This window comes from Saprospiraceae bacterium (assembly GCA_016715965.1).
Lineage (GTDB): Bacteria > Bacteroidota > Bacteroidia > Chitinophagales > Saprospiraceae > Vicinibacter.
Window position 1 is genome coordinate 2,703,163 of record JADJXG010000001.1, and the last position, 16,676, is coordinate 2,719,838.

At 37.6% G+C, this 16,676-nt stretch carries 22 protein-coding genes and 3 pseudogenes; 23 read left to right on the forward strand and 2 right to left on the reverse strand.

The window, feature by feature from the left end:
• Positions 1 to 84 precede the first annotated feature (84 nt).
• From IPM48_10205 to IPM48_10315, 23 genes and pseudogenes are all read left to right on the forward strand, one after another.
• Positions 85 to 1,014, forward strand: coding sequence for an EamA family transporter (locus IPM48_10205; GenBank protein ID MBK9271961.1), 930 nt, complete (start codon positions 85 to 87; stop codon positions 1,012 to 1,014).
• Complete coding sequence (locus IPM48_10210; protein MBK9271962.1) at positions 998 to 1,507, forward strand: cupin domain-containing protein; 510 nt, start codon at positions 998 to 1,000, stop codon at positions 1,505 to 1,507. The genes IPM48_10205 and IPM48_10210 overlap by 17 nt, the downstream gene beginning before the upstream one ends.
• A 19-nt stretch (positions 1,508 to 1,526) precedes the next feature.
• Positions 1,527 to 2,234: a carboxymuconolactone decarboxylase family protein gene (locus IPM48_10215; GenBank protein MBK9271963.1), complete on the forward strand. Its 708-nt coding sequence runs from the start codon at positions 1,527 to 1,529 to the stop codon at positions 2,232 to 2,234.
• Between the two features lie 16 nt (positions 2,235 to 2,250).
• On the forward strand, positions 2,251 to 3,216 hold the full coding sequence (locus tag IPM48_10220; protein MBK9271964.1) for an alpha/beta hydrolase: 966 nt from the start codon (positions 2,251 to 2,253) through the stop codon (positions 3,214 to 3,216).
• Positions 3,217 to 3,716: 500 nt separating this feature from the next.
• Positions 3,717 to 4,001 carry a type II toxin-antitoxin system RelE/ParE family toxin gene (locus tag IPM48_10225; protein MBK9271965.1) on the forward strand — a complete coding sequence of 95 codons (285 nt, stop codon included), beginning with the start codon at positions 3,717 to 3,719 and terminating at the stop codon, positions 3,999 to 4,001.
• A 1-nt stretch (position 4,002) separates the two neighbouring features.
• Positions 4,003 to 4,302 carry a HigA family addiction module antidote protein gene (locus IPM48_10230; protein ID MBK9271966.1) on the forward strand — a complete coding sequence of 100 codons (300 nt, stop codon included), beginning with the start codon at positions 4,003 to 4,005 and terminating at the stop codon, positions 4,300 to 4,302.
• A 129-nt stretch (positions 4,303 to 4,431) separates the two neighbouring features.
• Positions 4,432 to 4,776, forward strand: a pseudogene (locus tag IPM48_10235) (type II toxin-antitoxin system RelE/ParE family toxin).
• Positions 4,776 to 5,090: a helix-turn-helix transcriptional regulator gene (locus IPM48_10240; GenBank protein ID MBK9271967.1), complete on the forward strand. Its 315-nt coding sequence runs from the start codon at positions 4,776 to 4,778 to the stop codon at positions 5,088 to 5,090. Before IPM48_10235 ends, IPM48_10240 begins: the two are co-directional and overlap by 1 nt.
• Before the next feature lie 264 nt (positions 5,091 to 5,354).
• Positions 5,355 to 5,546 carry a type II toxin-antitoxin system HicA family toxin gene (locus IPM48_10245; protein ID MBK9271968.1) on the forward strand — a complete coding sequence of 64 codons (192 nt, stop codon included), beginning with the start codon at positions 5,355 to 5,357 and terminating at the stop codon, positions 5,544 to 5,546.
• Positions 5,543 to 5,941 carry a type II toxin-antitoxin system HicB family antitoxin gene (locus tag IPM48_10250; GenBank protein ID MBK9271969.1) on the forward strand — a complete coding sequence of 133 codons (399 nt, stop codon included), beginning with the start codon at positions 5,543 to 5,545 and terminating at the stop codon, positions 5,939 to 5,941. The genes IPM48_10245 and IPM48_10250 overlap by 4 nt, the downstream gene beginning before the upstream one ends.
• A 314-nt stretch (positions 5,942 to 6,255) precedes the next feature.
• Positions 6,256 to 7,050 (forward strand): annotated as a pseudogene (locus tag IPM48_10255) (abortive infection family protein).
• 220 nt (positions 7,051 to 7,270) lie between these two features.
• Positions 7,271 to 7,981 (forward strand): annotated as a pseudogene (locus IPM48_10260) (VIT family protein).
• A 481-nt stretch (positions 7,982 to 8,462) separates the two neighbouring features.
• On the forward strand, positions 8,463 to 8,798 hold the full coding sequence (locus IPM48_10265; protein ID MBK9271970.1) for a type II toxin-antitoxin system HicB family antitoxin: 336 nt from the start codon (positions 8,463 to 8,465) through the stop codon (positions 8,796 to 8,798).
• Between the two features lie 257 nt (positions 8,799 to 9,055).
• Positions 9,056 to 9,466 carry an antibiotic biosynthesis monooxygenase gene (locus tag IPM48_10270; protein MBK9271971.1) on the forward strand — a complete coding sequence of 137 codons (411 nt, stop codon included), beginning with the start codon at positions 9,056 to 9,058 and terminating at the stop codon, positions 9,464 to 9,466.
• Positions 9,467 to 9,757: 291 nt separating this feature from the next.
• Positions 9,758 to 10,084, forward strand: a complete 327-nt coding sequence (locus IPM48_10275; protein ID MBK9271972.1) for a DUF3830 family protein — start codon at positions 9,758 to 9,760, stop codon at positions 10,082 to 10,084.
• Positions 10,085 to 10,340: 256 nt separating this feature from the next.
• The gene (locus tag IPM48_10280) at positions 10,341 to 10,829 is read left to right on the forward strand and encodes a DUF1801 domain-containing protein (protein MBK9271973.1); all 489 of its coding nucleotides are present in this window, start codon (positions 10,341 to 10,343) and stop codon (positions 10,827 to 10,829) included.
• 227 nt (positions 10,830 to 11,056) lie between these two features.
• A complete protein-coding gene (locus IPM48_10285; protein ID MBK9271974.1) occupies positions 11,057 to 11,383 on the forward strand; it encodes a multidrug efflux SMR transporter in 327 nt (108 codons plus the stop codon).
• Positions 11,384 to 11,798: 415 nt separating this feature from the next.
• Positions 11,799 to 12,191, forward strand: a complete 393-nt coding sequence (locus IPM48_10290) for a DUF1801 domain-containing protein (protein MBK9271975.1) — start codon at positions 11,799 to 11,801, stop codon at positions 12,189 to 12,191.
• 26 nt (positions 12,192 to 12,217) lie between these two features.
• Entirely contained in the window at positions 12,218 to 12,583 is a 366-nt protein-coding gene (locus tag IPM48_10295) for a DUF2200 domain-containing protein (protein MBK9271976.1), read from the forward strand.
• Positions 12,584 to 12,840: 257 nt separating this feature from the next.
• Positions 12,841 to 13,302, forward strand: a complete 462-nt coding sequence (locus tag IPM48_10300) for a DinB family protein (GenBank protein MBK9271977.1) — start codon at positions 12,841 to 12,843, stop codon at positions 13,300 to 13,302.
• Between the two features lie 338 nt (positions 13,303 to 13,640).
• Positions 13,641 to 14,429, forward strand: a complete 789-nt coding sequence (locus tag IPM48_10305; GenBank protein ID MBK9271978.1) for a PhzF family phenazine biosynthesis protein — start codon at positions 13,641 to 13,643, stop codon at positions 14,427 to 14,429.
• Between the two features lie 229 nt (positions 14,430 to 14,658).
• Positions 14,659 to 15,078, forward strand: a complete 420-nt coding sequence (locus IPM48_10310) for a DUF1801 domain-containing protein (protein ID MBK9271979.1) — start codon at positions 14,659 to 14,661, stop codon at positions 15,076 to 15,078.
• Positions 15,079 to 15,270 (forward strand): hypothetical protein, encoded by a 192-nt coding sequence (locus IPM48_10315; protein ID MBK9271980.1) that lies wholly within the window; start codon positions 15,079 to 15,081, stop codon positions 15,268 to 15,270.
• Positions 15,271 to 15,323: 53 nt separating this feature from the next.
• Here the strand turns inward: IPM48_10315 and IPM48_10320 are convergent, their stop codons facing one another.
• Both IPM48_10320 and IPM48_10325 read right to left on the reverse strand, forming a co-directional pair.
• Positions 15,324 to 15,518: a hypothetical protein gene (locus IPM48_10320; GenBank protein MBK9271981.1), complete on the reverse strand. Its 195-nt coding sequence runs from the start codon at positions 15,516 to 15,518 to the stop codon at positions 15,324 to 15,326.
• An 8-nt stretch (positions 15,519 to 15,526) separates the two neighbouring features.
• On the reverse strand, positions 15,527 to 16,570 hold the full coding sequence (locus IPM48_10325; protein ID MBK9271982.1) for an IS481 family transposase: 1,044 nt from the start codon (positions 16,568 to 16,570) through the stop codon (positions 15,527 to 15,529).
• Positions 16,571 to 16,676 lie beyond the last annotated feature (106 nt).

The window sequence follows — 16,676 nt, forward strand, 5'->3', positions numbered from 1 at the left end:
ATTTCATAGTCATCGGTTTGAATATCTTTAACTCTAAAGATTGGAATCAAACTAATTTTGTCCTAATTATTTAATCGAGTTCAGATGAACGAAAAATATAAAGGACATATAGCCATAGTAGCTGCCAATATCATTTTTGGTTTAAACATTCCAGTTACCAAATCGCTTATAGCAAACTGGATGTCGCCTATGGGCTACACTTTGACCCGAATGTTGTTTGGTGCTGTCCTTTTTTGGGCGGTTGGTTTCTTTTATCCTAAAGAAAAAGTAAGCCGTAAGGATTTGTGGATTATCGCACTTGGTGGTTTTTTCGGCTTTGTTGCCACACAATTGTTGTTTGCTTGGGCTTTGAAATTTACAACACCTGTTTATTTCGCCCTGATGATGTCGCTGACACCTGTATTGGTGCTGTTGCTGTCCGTTCTTTTTCTGAAAGAAACTACAACCCGAATAAAATTATTGGGTACATTATTAAGTATTGCGGGTGCATTTTTAATCATTTTGCAAGGCGGAAATCACGGTACAGGTTCAAACAATTTGTTGGGGATATTTTTGGCTATACTGGCTGCTTTGGGCTACGGAATTTATATGATAATCACCCGGGAAGTTGCCTTAAAATACAAGCCTGTTACGGTGGTAAAATATATGTTTTTCTTCTCGTGCCTGATGATTGTACCGTTCGGAATCACGGCATTGCCCACGGAAGCAATATACAGCACGGAAGTAACCATTTCGGCTATCTTACAACTTGCATTTGCCCTGTTGTTTTCAACCACTTTGGCATTTTTTCTGATGCCCGTTGCTCTGAACAAACTGAAAGCATCTACGGTAAGTATTTATATGAACCTACAACCCATCATTGCTTCGGTTGCTGCTCTTATCATCGGACAGGATGTTTTTTCGTGGGACAAACCGCTTGCAGCCGCATTGGTCATTATGGGTGTGTATTTGGTAACGAAACCTAAAAGTAGAAATCAGACAAATATCATAACAGAATATGAAAACAATCTTTAAAACAATAGCAGTTACCATTCTAATTGGAAGCGGAATTGCCTTAACATCTTGTAACAACAACAAAAATCAAAATAAAATGGAAACAAACATCCCAAAAATTAGCGATTTCCCCGTAGGGGATGAGAATACAGGCTTTGCACAGTATTTTTCGGGCAGGTCTTGGCTTGCACCATTAACGAGTAACAAAGACCTAAACGTACCGATGTTCAACGTAACTTTTGAGCCGGGTTGTCGCAATAACTGGCACAGCCATAGTGGCGGACAAATTCTTATTGCTGTTGGCGGTACAGGATATTATCAGGAACGTGGTAAACCTGCCGTTCGTATGGAAGTTGGAGATGTAATTGAGATAGCACCAAACGTAGAACATTGGCACGGAGCATCACCCGACAGTTGGTTTTCGCATATTGCCATAACCTGCAATCCGCAAAATAATGAAAATAAGTGGTTTGGACCTGTTACCGATAAAGAATATGCAGAAGCCGTAAAGTAAAAACTAAAATTCAAAAATTATGTACAAAAACATATTTCCAAAATGGATATTGTTGTTTGCCATAATCCTAAATGTAAATACAATGAACGCACAGGATAAAACAGATGCATTGACCATAAAGCAAGAAAGTTTTGTTATCATTTCTGCGTTGACGGCAACAGGAGATTTGGAAAATCTGAAAGTTCAGCTAAACAACGGACTGGATGCGGGGCTAACCATCAACGAAATAAAAGAGGCATTGGTTCATCTATATGCTTATTGTGGTTTCCCTCGCAGCCTAAATGGATTAACTACCTTAATGCAACTTGTGGAGGAAAGAAAAAAAGTTGGTAAAAAAGATATTGCTGGGCGTGAAGCAAATCCTATTTCTACGAATAAATCAATGCTTGAAATAGGAACAGAAGTACAGACAAAATTAGTCGGACAACCTGTTTCGGGTGGTGTTATGGAATTTGCCCCAGCAATTGACCGCTATTTAAAAGAACATCTTTTCGGAGCAATTTTCGCAAATGATGTGCTTGACCACCAACAAAGAGAATTAGTAACAATTTCAGCATTATCATCTATGTCTGGAACACTTGGGCAATTACAATCGCATATTAGAATTGGAATGAATACAGGGCTTACAGAAAACCAGTTCTTTCAAACTTTCGATTTGATTGAAAAGCATATCGGTAAAAAACAGGCAGACGATGCAAGAGGCGTTCTTACAAAAGTAATTAAATAACTAAAATTTAGAAAATATGAACAATATAGAAAAAACAGAACATTATACTTTCGAGTTAAGCGGCAAAGTAACCCGACTAAAAGTAACTTTCAAAAACCGATACGGCATTGAACTTACAGGTGACTTATACATTCCGAAAAATGGAGGAAACAATCTGCCTGCATTGGCAATCAGCGGACCCTTTGGTGCTGTAAAAGAACAATCATCAGGATTGTATGCCAACCAAATGGCAGAGTGTGGTTTTGTGGCATTGGCATTCGACCCGTCCTATACAGGCGAGAGCGGTGGCGAACCACATCATATTGCATCACCCGAAATTAACACAGAAGATTTCAGTGCAGCAATCGACTTTCTCGGCTTACAGGAAAACGTTGACAGAAACAAAATCGGTATCATCGGCATTTGCGGTTTTGGTGGATTTGCCTTAAACGCTACTGCTGTTGATAAACGTGTAAAAGCCGTTGCTACTGCAAGTATGTACAATATGTCGAGATTAAACGCAAAAGGTTATTTTGATACAACTACACCCGAACAACGTACAGAAATATTAGAAAAAATGAGCATACAGCGTTGGGAAGATGCGAAAAGTGGAACGCCCGAATTAGCCCCACAAGGATTACCAAGCAAAATTAAAGGAGGCGAACCACAATTTGTAAAAGATTACTTTGATTACTACAAAACCGACAGGGGTTTTCACGAACGCTCTATCAATTCAAACGGTTCGTGGACGGTTACTACACCAATTTCATTGATGAATATGCCTATTTTGACTTATATCAAAGAGATTTCGCCAAGACCAATGTTGCTCATTGCAGGTGAAAACGCACATTCAAAATATTTTAGCGAAGATGCCTATAAAAATGCTTCCGAACCAAAGGAGCTAATGATTATTCCGAATGGCGTTCATACTGATTTGTACGACAGGTTAGAAATTATTCCTTTTGAAAAATTGACAACATTTTTTAAAGAGAACTTAAAGTAAATTCAGAATTTAATCCAACGCCAAAAACCATACACATTGCCAAGTCGCTCGAGCCAACACGCAAACCAAAACTTGGCAAAGAGTATGGTTTCCCCAACGCTGTCGAACAAATAAGATGATAGAAAGCCAGCAGCTAACACGGGCTTTGGCGTCAGGCGGGGTGATCCCGATTCGTGCCTCTCGGGACAAGCTGTGCAAACTTGGAGCTTTGTGCTTCTATTCAAGTTCAGTGCTGGTTGACAGTTTTGTGCTCCGAAACCCGCCCGAACGCAAAGCCCGAAAGCGTTCGAGGAAATGCCTTCGGCATTCCCTCGAACGGGCACTGACTTTGTGCCATCGGAGATAGATGCCTTCGGCAAATCCCCGAACAATGGCTTTAAGCCATTGTAACGGCCCAAAGCCAGTGCCAGTTATGCACATTCAATAAAAATGTTAATAATAAAATAAAATAAAATAAAATAAAATACTAACTTTGTGCGTTAGTATTGTGAAATGATATTATGATATTGAGTTTTGGAGACAAGGAAACAAGTCTTGTGTGGGATGGAAGCATCTCTCAAAAACTACCAATAAAAATTCAACAGATCGCCCGCCGGAAACTTAGGATGATAAATAATTCACACAATATCAATGATTTGCGTATTCCACCAGCGAATAGATTAGAAAAACTCGAAGGGAAAATATATAAAGGAATGTACTCTATCAGAATAAATGATAAGTGGAGAATTATCTTCGAATGGAATAGCCCAAATGCTTCAAATGTTAAAATTATAGATTACCATTAATATGTCTAAATTAAAGAACATTCACCCAGGGGAAGTTCTGAAGAAGGAATTCTTAGAACCAATGGAGATAAGCATGTACAGATTATCAAAGGAAATTCTAGTGCCTCAGACCAGGATGTCTGAAATCATAAAGGGAAAGAGAAGCATTTCTGCTGATACAGCAATGAGATTGTCAATATATTTTGGGAATACCGCAAATTTTTGGTTAGGACTGCAGAATGATTTTGATATTGAGCAAGAGAAAAAATTAAAAAAAAAGGAATTTGCTAAAATTAAAGAGATAAAATATGACTGGGCATAACATCAGCTAGGATGACAGCGCAAGGCGCAATCGCATGGCTGAGAAACGTTATGCTCGACCATAATAAAAAGTTAGTAAAAAATAAAGTGTCGTATTAAAGAAACTATTATCTTTGTCAAAATGTTATGAATGAAAGACCTTTTTAGGGTTGAATTGCTTGATGAGGCTACTGAATTTATTGAGCAACTTGATCAAAAGACTAGAGATAAAGTCTTTTACAACCTTAAAAAAGCATCCAAAAAGCAGGATTCAGAATTATTTAAGCAATTGGACAATGAAATCTGATATTTTAGAACACTTTACAATCGGCAAAAAATCAGATTATTTGCATTTTGGGATAAACAAGATAAGAAAGATACGTTGGTCATTGCTACTCATGGTATTATAAAGAAAAGTGATAAACCTTCAATATCTGAAATAGATCACGCAAAAAATTTAAGGAAGCATTATTTAAATACGAAAAATTTAAAATAATGAAAACAACAAGTTTAGATACTTTAATAGATAAACATATTGGAAAAATTGGAACTAAAAAACGAGATGCATTTGAAAATGAACTTCGATTAGATTTACTTGGTGAGGCTGTGAAAAAGGCCAGAAAAGAAAGAAACCTAACACAAGAGCAACTTGGAAAATTAGTGGGAGTACAAAAATCACAAATTTCAAAAATAGAAAATTCTGTAACTGACGCACGATTTGACACCATGTTAAAAGTTTTTAAAGCTCTAAAGGCCAAGGTAAACTTTAGTGTTGAGATTGATAAAACAAAACTAATGTTAAATGAATAAAATAAAGGCCAGAGCATAACAATGTATAAGACGATAAATCGGCTAACGCCTCGCATCGCTTATACTTGGACGTTCGAGGAAATACCTTCGGCAATCCCTCGAACGGAGCACTGATTTTGTGCCATCGGAGATAGATGCCTTCGGCAAATCCCCGAACAATGGCTTAAAACCATTATAACGGCCCAAAGCCAGTGCCCGGGAGAGCCAATACCCAAATATATTAAAAGTTTTTTAGAAGGTAAATAATTGTTTACCTTTGCCTTATTGAAGTGTTCTGAACTATATAGAATCTTGATTAAGGCTGGGTGGTTTCCAATCAGTCAAAAGGGATCGCATATTAAACTGAAGCATTTATTAAAAAGTAAAATAATAATTTTTCCAAATCATGGGAGTCAGGAAATCGGCAAGGGTCTTGAAATGAAAATTCTAAAACTAGCTGGAATTAAAAAAAAATGAAAACCAAAAGAATAGTAAAAATTGAAATAATAGTGGAGAAAACCAAAACTGGGTTCTCCGCCTACACTGAAAATTTACCAATATTTACAACAGGAAAAACTTTGGCACAACTAATAGGCAATGCCTATGAAGCCACTCAATTGTATTTTGAAGATAAAAAAAATAATTCAACCAAATTTACGATTAAATATCAAGTAGACTTCAAACAATTCTTTCAATACTATCGTGTTCTTAATGCTAAAGTAATTGCTGAGAAGATCGGTATGAATCCAACGTTGCTTTCTCAGTATGTACAAGGAAAGAAAAAGCCATCTCAACAACAAACGGAAAGAATTATAAATGCAATACATGAATTGGGAGTTGAACTTTCCTCAATAAATCTGGTAAATGCATAAAAAAAGTACTGGCTCTAACAATGTACTTGCGGAAATGCCGCTTAAAAGATTTAACTTTCATTATCTGCAAACAGTGAAAAATAACTTTTTGCCTTTGGTTTGTTGATGAAAGCGTCACATCGCAAGTACTTGAACGTTCGAGGAAATATCTTCGGCATTCCTTCGAACGGGAACTGACTTTGTGCCATCGGAGATAGATGCCTTCGGCAAATCCCCTGATAATGGCTTTAAGATATTATAACGGCCCAAAGCCAGTGCTCCGTTAGCGGTCACCCTATGACGACAACTACGAAGAAAATATAGACACAAACAAAATGGAAGGATTAATATCTCCAAAATACCAAATGAAGTTAGTTGAAGACGTTGAAAACGCTCTTTGGAATATGTTTGCGACATCTAAATATTAAAATGTAGAGAAGTATTTAGAAAAATGGCAGGTATTTGAAGATAGATACACGGACACCAATTTTCATATTGGTTGGAGACCGCAGTTTGAAATCAAAAAACAAAAAGAAGGTGGCTCAATTGATTTAAAATCAACTTTACATTCTATAGACGGAGAAACTTTATTGAAAATCGCAATCGAATTAGGTGTTGATACTCCAGACTTTATACCTTCAATCCCAACATTTAAGAATGTTCTAAAAGCTGACTATCAAACAGCCTATGACACATTTGTTAAATCTTATAAGCAAATTGACATCGACCCAAGTTTAGCTGTTGGACTTGCGAACTCTGCACTTGAAAGCATAATAAAGGAAATTCTTAAAGACGATAGAATTGCAAGTAAAATAACTGGTGGAGAAACCCTATATAAACTGACTTCAATAATTTTAAAAGAGTTCAACTTAACAAATGACAACCATCCAAAAGAAATAAAAACAATCGGCAGTTCCCTTTTGGCAATAAATCAAGCAATTGAAAAACTTAGAAGTGAGAATACAAATTTTCACGGCACGACAACTGACGACTATTTAATTAACGATACCATTTACACATTTTTCGTTGTAAATACCGTTGCGACAGTTGGACTTTTTTTAAATTCGTATTACAAGACAAAGTTTCCTAAACCTGCACCTGCAATAGAAGATGACGGTTTACCATTTTAGGACAAGGACAAATGACATTTTACACTTTGAAATTGACAGTAAAAAAAGAAGGGCGAACCGCTAACAGGCGTTTGGCTCAATGGCGGGTGACGTGGTTAATTGAACATTCTACCTCGCATCAATCCCAAAATTTTGTGTATGGTGTATTGACAGTTTTGTGCTCTATAACCCGCCAGATCGCATAAGCTGAACCGTTGGTCTTATATTTAAAACATGCAAAATGAATGAAAAGATAACCATAGACAATTACTTAGAAAGCCATTTTATTCACCGAAGCAATTGGCTGAGAGCGGCAGTATTAGGGGCCAATGATGGTATTATTTCTATTTCAAGTCTTGCAATTGGCGTAGCCGCAGCAAGCACAAGCAGAGATGCAATTTTACTAGCCACCATTGCCGGGCTGGTGGCCGGGGCATTGTCAATGGCGGCGGGTGAATATGTTTCCGTAAGCTCTCAAACAGACATAGAGAAAGCGGACATCGAAAGAGAAAAACAGGAACTCAAGAATATGCCGGAAATTGAATTAAACATTTTGGCGGATATCTATCAAAAACGAGGATTAAGCAGAGAAACTGCTTTGCAGGTGGCCAAAGAATTGACAGCTGCTGATGCTCTTGGTACCCATATCAGAGACGAACTGTGAATCAATGAAATAAGTCAGGCCCATCCCATACAAGCTGCCCTTGCTTCAGGCGCAGCATTCACAGCAGGTGGCCTATTGCCTCTCTTGGTGACCATTCTGGCACCTGTGAAAAATATGGAATATTTTCTTTACGGATTTACAATCATTTCTTTGATCCTACTTGGAGCGATAGCAGCACGTACCGGCGGTTCAAGTATCAAGAAAGCCATTGTTCGAATTGTGATTTGGGGGACCATTGCAATGGTTTTGTCTGCTGCTGTAGGTTATCTCTTTGGTGTCAAGGTTTAAGTTCGGAAACGCATTGGTTCTTTATCAACTCCACAGACAAAATAGTACAGAAAAGATGATATACCAGCACGTCAGAAAACCTTGGCGTTTGAAGAAATGCTTTCTGCATTATCCCCGACCAGATGCTTTAAGTCACAGTGATGATGCAAAGCCAGCGTCCTTTGGCAAATCACTTAATTTGGAACCAATTATTAGTTGCAAATCTTGTATTTTTGTATATTTACTTTGTGAGTAAATTGCAGAAAATTTTACAGTGAATAATCTAAGGTTCAGGAATCATAATTTATGCTGAATTGAACTATGTTCTCTCTAAACTGAGATATTAAGAAATAAAAACTGGTAAATCGTGTTGCTCTCGTATAGCATTTTATAATGAGATTAAAAAATTGCTGATACGATTACACAAGCCTCACCCTGGAAATGAACGGAAGAATTATCAAGTAAAACTTATTTTATCTCAATTAGAACAAAATAAACTATTATAAATGATAGATTAGAATTTGAGAATGTGATTGGATCTGTTCACTTTTCTTCTATTGATGAAACATTTTTCGGCAAATCTGAAGGAATTAATGATTTGGTCACTTTCAAAGGGCCTTCAGTGAAAGAACTAATAAAGTCATTTGAAGAAGCGGTATTAGATTATAAGTTCTTATGCAAAGAAGCGGGGAAGAATGTGAATAAGTCATTTAAGGGGTCTTTTAATGTAAGAATTGATCCCAAACTTCATGATTTAGCATTCATCAAAGCAACCAAAGAAGGAATAAGTCTCAATCAATTTGTGCAAACTGCTTTGAAAAAACAACTGGTTGAATGAACGCCATCCAGTGACATTGTACTTGACACCATGCCTCTGAAATAAGTATGTTTGACCATTGGCTTATGCCAGTTTCCATCCGAAGAAATGCCTTCGACATTCCCACCAACGGGCACTGACTTTGTGTCATCGGAAATAGATGCCTTCGGCAAATCCCCGAACAAGGACTTTAAACCATTGTTATGATCTAAAGCCAGCACCCTATAATCGCAAGCTGACAATTTTAAAAATAAAATTTAAACCTTAAATTTGATGAAATGAAAACAACAAAACTTTCACTGACAATTTTGTCCATATTTTTGATTGCCCTAATTTCTTGCCAAAACAAGCAGCAAGAAATGATGAACCAAGAAAGCAATCAGAATCTGATCGTACTTATAAAATACAAGACACTGCCCACAAAGAGTAATGAAGCCATATCAGGTTTAACAAAACTGATCGATGTGGTTAAAAATGAACCTGGGTTTGTGAAAATCACGATGCATCAAGATCCGAAGGATGAGTCAAATATTTTACTTTATGAAGCGTGGAGCGATGAAAACTATTATAACGGTGATCATATGAAAACACCCCATTTGCAAAGTTTTATTCAAGACTCAAGGGCATTTTTGGCTGGACCTCCGGAAATTTCACAATGGAAGATCAGGCAAGAATTTGAACAAAAATAAATCAACAGCAGTCATATACAGCTGTCCCATGGTGGAGCTTCTGTGGTTTATTCATCCTGATAGGCATCGGGATTGTGGATCCATAGTCCTTACTGCTTGATAGATCCCGCAACTTCGGGACTTGGAAGTCGCCGGTTTCATTTAGCTGCATCATGTTAAAGGACATTTTGAACGATACCCGCAAATAAACAATAAACAAGTATGAATGGATTTAAAATAACAACATCGGACAACCAAGAAATAAAATTTGAATTTTATCTTTAACATGCACCGCTTACTTCAAAAGCTTTTGTGGAAATATTGCCATTTACAAGGACGTTTCATCACGCAAGGGTCTCGGGACAAGAAATTTGGATTGACAATGTTCCGCCACTTGACATTATTCAAGAAAACGCATCCGTATTCACAGAACCGGGAGAGGTGGTATTTGGACCGGCCAAGCCTTTCAGAGCAAAGACAGCAAACTGTTTTGGAATTTATTATGGCGAAGGCAAAGGGCTAGATGCCTGTAACATTTTCGCAAAGGTAATCGACAGTGACAAACAAAAATTGATTGAGATTGGAACTAGGATATGGAAAAATGGGGCACAGGACTTAACAGTTTCTGCTTTGGATTAAATAATGGATCGACTTTCCAGGGCAAGAATGAAAAAAGCCCTGCCTATTGTGGTTAGGGAGGGCGGGGGCTTGTCATTTGTTTGTTTTGTGAAGTTCATTCGATGAATTACTTTTGCAGGATAGAAAGTGCATTTGAGCATGGGATGAAACGCCAAATCTTTATGTTTTGGAGCCATGCACTTTTTGGATCTAACAGACCTTGGTGGTGAACTGAAAATTTTAAATATCGTTACAAATTGTACCAAACCTTCACTTTATGAAAGCAGTAGGAAAAACAGTTGTTGAGATTTTAACAAGCCAGCCTCCGGATAGGTTGGAGCCATTCAACAAACTGCATGATGTGATTGTAGAGAATCTACCCAAGGGTTTTGAGCCTGCCATTAGTTACGGTGGACTGGGTTATGTGGTTCCACATGAAATATACCCGGCTGGTTATCATTGTAAACCAACCGAGCCGCTCCCATTTGCAGGAATTGCATCTCAAAAGGGATCCATCAACTTTTACCACATGGGAATTTATTCAGATCCAAAATTGTTGGATTGGTTTGTAAAAGAATACCCCAAACACAGCAAACAGAAACTCGACATGGGGAAAAGCTGTATCCGTTTTAAAAAGTTGGATGAGATTCCCTATAAGTTGATTGGCGAGCTAATGCGTAAAATAAGTGTGGATGATTGGATCGACAAATACGAATCGACTTTTAAACCTCAGGCAAAACCAACCAAAGCCAAGGACAAGAAGTAAGCCTGTTGGACAAATTTGCTTCTCGGGAATAGTCAGCATAATTTGAGTTTGTAGTGGCAATGATGCCCGGACGAATGAGTGGATGATTGGAGATCGTTTTTTTAAAGGATAAATCAATATTGATTGGAGAGATCTTTCAATTGAAACATAAAGTATTTCCGTATTGTGAAAGTTAGTTTAATTCTGAAATTGAAAATTGAAATCGAACGAATCATTAAACATAAGCGATGGATTGGATTGTATTAATTATTGCCGGCTTATTTGAAGTAGCATTTGCTTTCTGTTTGGGTAAAGCAAGGCAAAGCACTGGAAACGATGTCTACTACTGGTATTTGGGGTTTTTCGTCAATCTGTGCATTAGTATGGGCATGTTGATAAAGTCCACTCAAACTTTACCCATTGGAACAGCTTATGCGGTCTGGACTGGGATTGGGGCCGCTGGTACGGTGTTAATTGGAATATTTATTTTTAAAGAGCCATCTACTTTTCTTCGACTGCTTTTTATAACAACTCTGATTGGTTCGATCATTGGACTCAAGTTTGTCTCCAATTGAGCAAGACCTTTGATCAAAGAGAACGTTTGAAGTCAAAGCATTGAATCGCTTTAAGAAATAAGCCTTACAACCTGTATCGAGACATTGGCAACTGAAATCAAGGATGTGATTTGACATAAATGCCTGAGCAATTGTTTCTCCAAAAGTTAGGTTTTGAGGCATTCGGGAATCATGCTTTTTGTTTTGGGGCTGACTAACGAACAGTCATTGTCATGCATCTGAGATTGACTTAATACTTATCGAGGATGATCCTTGAACCATTATAACTTATCTAGGTTTTGTAGTATGTCCAAATTCTTTATCATGGATTTATTTGATCCATTTCCAAAAAATGGTCAATTACAAGACATTTGGCATTTCATTTTCTTTGGACTGGATTGAACTGATTTTTTGGTGGTTTTAGAGATATAGAACAATGCACGACAGTATTAGAAATTATAACAACAGTCAATCGCCGGAAGATAAGGCCATTTGTGAGTTGCTGGCTGAGTGGGTGGACAAGGAGTTGACCGAGGCAGATAGCAAAATTTGGCATGGCCATCCGGTTTGGTTTATTGAATCAAACCCAATTGTTGGGTACAGTAAGCAAAAACCCGGAATTCGATTCATGTTCTGGAGTGGTGCAGATTTCGGAGAAGAGAAATTGGATCAGATTGGAAAGAAATTTAAAGATGCTTCTATATTTTTTACTTCAATCACGCAAATTAACCCAACAGACCTTGTCCGATGGCTGCGAAAGGCAAGAGACATTCAGTGGGATTACAAAAACATCATAAAGAGAAAGGGGAAGTTGGAAAGATTGAAATAAACAATCCTATTTTTAAAAATTTTACCATGGATGATTCAAACAAACATGATCAGCGAATCGCTCAAATGAGCTTTGCTTCGGTGTACCCTCATTATGTCACCAAAATCGAGAGGAAGGGAAGGACAAAAGAGGAATTGCACCAAATAATAGAATGGTTGACTGGCTTCAATACCAGCAAACTCCAGGAATTCATCAAATCCAATGCAAGCTTCGAAACCTTTTTCGATCAAGCTAAGCTAAACCCTAATGCCTCAATGATTACCGGACTTATTTGTGGTTATCGGGTCGAAGAAATCAAGAACCCTCTTACACAAAAAGTAAGGTGTTTGGACAAACTGGTCGATGAATTGGCCAAGGGCCGTAAAATGGAAAAAATTTTGCGCAGCATTTAAGCCTTTGGAAAATGATATTAAATTTTAATGATCCGGCAGATAAGTCCTTGGCGAAAGGCGGACAGCTTACTGTCTAAACCGGTAAATGATGATTTCTTGCTCTTTGATTCGTACTTTTCTGCCGCATCTTTAGGATCACAAATTTAAGTTTTAATCCCTGGAATTTTTCTTTGGAAGATAATTTTATAAATCTTTGCATTCAATCATAGTCTGATCGCTGTTATTCTTTAAAAGTAAGCATGAATTAAACCATTACAATGAATAGAAATTTAGCTTTGGCAAATCGACTCAGGGAAGTGCTGCTCAATGGACATTGGATCGCAAATACCAACTTTAAGGAGCAATTGTTGAAAGTGGACCATGAGCAATCCATCCGGAGAATGGGTAGCTTAAATTCTATCGCTGCATTGACGTATCATATTAATTATTATCTGGCCGGTCTGTTAAAAGTATTTCAAGGAGGGAGTCTTGATATTCGCGATAAGTATAGCTTTGATCTTCCCGAAATCAGGTCCGAATCCGATTGGAATAATTTGGTGGGTGAATTTCTGACCAATGCGGAACAATTTGCAAATGCAGTAGAGCAGTTGGACGATCATATTCTCGATAAGCCTTTTGTTGACGAAAAATATGGTAGCTATTTAAGAAATATTGAAGGAGTCATTGAACATTGCTATTATCACTTGGGTCAGGTGTCACTGATCAGGAAATTGTTATAACCTGGCCATTTCTAATCATTGAATAGGGGCAATAGGCCATTGATGGATTTTGAAAAGATGCAGACAGTCAGTTTGATTTTATTGGCTTGTGATTGCTTGGAATTAATGCCTTGCTTATTCCGTGGAAGCTTCTCCACTATGAATTTTTTGCCAAAATTGAACCATTGATCCGATATTTTCTTTAACAATGGTAAGGCAATGTGTATTCGGAAGATTGTGCTTCAAAGTGTATTATTTAATTAGATTTTTGACCATTGTTTTAGTGGATATACCAGAATTGATTTGGGAAAGACTAGTTAATTTTTGGCTGTGCCAGTTCTGATTCATTTATTCTAAATATGAAATTAAAAATATACCAGGTCGATGCATTTGCAGGTCGTGTTTTTACGGGTAATCCTGCCGCAGTTTGTCCTCTTGACCATTGGCTGCCAGACGAGATCCTACAGAATATTGCCATGGAGAATAATTTGGCAGAAACAGCATTTTATGTAAAGAAAGACGGCCATTTTCAAATTCGTTGGTTTACGCCAACGGTTGAGGTGGATCTATGCGGACATGCTACCCTGGCTTCGGCATTTGTTTTGTTTAAGTATGATAACCATCCTGAAAACAGCATTCGTTTTATTTCACCGCGGAGTGGTGATTTGTCGGTGAGAAGAATGGGCGATTTGTTGATTCTCAATTTTCCTAGAGATTATTTTGTGCCAGTGGAATGTACCGACGAAATCAAGACCTGTTTCAACACAGCACCCAATTTGGCCTTTAAGGGTAAGACAGATTATTTGTTTGTTTTTGACAGCGAGGATAAAATAGCAAATCTTGTTCCTTTCCTGGAGAAGATTTCAAAATTGGAAGGAAGGGGAGTCATTGTCACAGCCAAAGGAAATGAGCAGGATTTCGTTGCCAGATTCTTTGCGCCTCAGTCCGGTATCAATGAAGACCCTGTGACGGGTTCGGCATACACGACTTTAATTCCTTATTGGTACCATCAACTTGGAAAGGCTGAAATGACAGCAAAACAGCTTTCTATGCGAACTGGATTTGTCCATTGTAAATATTTGGATGAGCGGGTAGAGATTGGTGGCGAGGCTTGCCTGTATATGATCGGAGAAATATTCCTGGATTAATCAGTATATGACTGCTGGATTTTCACTTCATTGGCTTCATTCAGTCAAGGATTTGAATCTTCACATGAAAACATGGCTGCTTTTGACAATTTGAAGAATTTATTATGGCAGCGGTCGTTGAAATTCGGATCAATTGAATTTTAGAAGGGGGAAAGTTGTAAACACCCATTGAATGCTATTCAACGGGCATTTTGGAATGAAAAAATAATTCATACAGTAAAATTAGAATATGGCAAAACTAGCAGAGATCAAAACAAAGCAGACCGACTTAAGTGTCGAAGATTTTATCAATGGATTGAAAGATGAGACACAGCGAATGGACAGTTTGTCGATTCTTGAAATGATGAGAAAGGCAAGTGGTGAGGAGCCCAGGATGTGGGGAAATTCGATGATTGGATTTGGAAAATTGAGATACAAAAGTCCCAAGACAGGTCGTGAGGTGGATTGGTTTAAAATTGGCTTTTCTCCCCGCAAGGCCAATATCTCTCTGCATCTTGTTTTGAATCTGAAGGAAAAATCAGCCAGACTTGAAAAATTGGGTAAGCATAAGACAGGAGTTGGCTGCTTATACATCAATAAGCTGAAAGACATCGATGAGAAAATTTTGGAGGAATTAATTGAATCGGCATTAAAAGAGAAATTAGATTAAATGTATATCTCAAATATTGAAAAAGCCCTTGGTAATAAAGTCTTACAAAGAGGTGTAGGTCACATAGATTTAATAAAGTATCAACAATATCTGAGCGAAGTACATTATTTAATGGGCAATAATGAGAAGGGAGATTACTACAAGGCATTGTCAGATGCAATCATTCGGAAGACCAGTGCAGAGGATAAATAAGATATTAAGATCAGCTTTGCCGAATTCCATTTTTAATGGAGACAATAAATTCATCATTTGACTTTGAATAATATGTAATAACCTAGACTTGATCTGACAGTTGGCGATAAAAAAGAATAATCCAACGCTTCAACAAAAGTAACAATTGTTCCGTAAAAGTCAAGAGCGAGGCAAGTTCCTTCGGAACTCTTGACATTTACTCCACAATTTAGTTTGTTGACGTTTACGCGTTGAATTACTCTATTCATGATCTTCTTTATTCAAAATGAGTTTCTAACATTTTATCAATTGCAATATTTTTTGACTCGATGTGAGTTTGCATAGGAGTTTTGCCAAAGCAATATTTTCCGGAATGAGGTCTGTCCGAATTATAGTAATGTAGCCAATCCTCCAAGTCAGCCTGTAGCTCTTCAATAGATTTGTATAACTTTTTACGGAAGGTAATGGCATAAAATTCATTTTGAATGGTGCGGTGGAATCTTTCACAGATACCATTAGTCTGTGGGTGTCGTGCTTTGATCTTAGTATGTTCAATATCCTCCAAACTCAGATAAAGTTCGTACTCATGATATTCTCTTTTTCCACAGTATTCCGTGCCACGATCGGTCAGTATCCTGAGTAGCCTGATTTGCTCATGTTCATAAAATGGCAGGACTTTATCGTTTAGCAAATCGGCTGCTACAAGAGCATTTTTACGATCATAGATTTTTGCCAGAACTACCTTAGAGTAAGTGTCAATGTAGGTTTGTTGATAGATACGACCAACGCCTTTGATATTGCCAATATAATAAGTATCCTGAGCTCCCAGATAGCCCGGATGATATGTTTCAATTTCACCTTGAGATTCCAATTTTTCTTTCTTACGCTCCAAGGCTACAACTTGGGCTTCTGTAAGAATTATTCCATCCTGGGCCACTTTGGCTTCCAGGGCCTTTAATCTCTTTTGGAAGGTCTCCAGATCGTGCCTCAACCAAACACAACGAACTCCACAAGGGGATACAAATATTCCTCTCTTAACAAGCTCATTTGCAACCCTTACTTGTCCAAAAGCTGGATTGTCAATAGCCATATCAACAACTGCTTTCTCTACTTCGGGAGCCACTCGATTCTTGACCAGTGGTTTGCTCCTGCTGACTTCGATTAAGGCCATTTCGCCTCCTGTGTCATACATCTCTTTAATCCTGTAAAAACTATCCCTGGAATACCCCATTATTTTACAAGCTTGAGATACATTTCCCAATTTTTCTGCTAAATGGACTAATCCCAATTTAGTTTTGATTAATTTTGTTTCTAATTTCATTTTCTGACAGTTTAGTGGTTAATTAATTATTTTTGACAACTTAAAATTAATCACTAACTGTCAGATTAAGTCTAAACTATTACAAATAATATCCTCTCATACATGG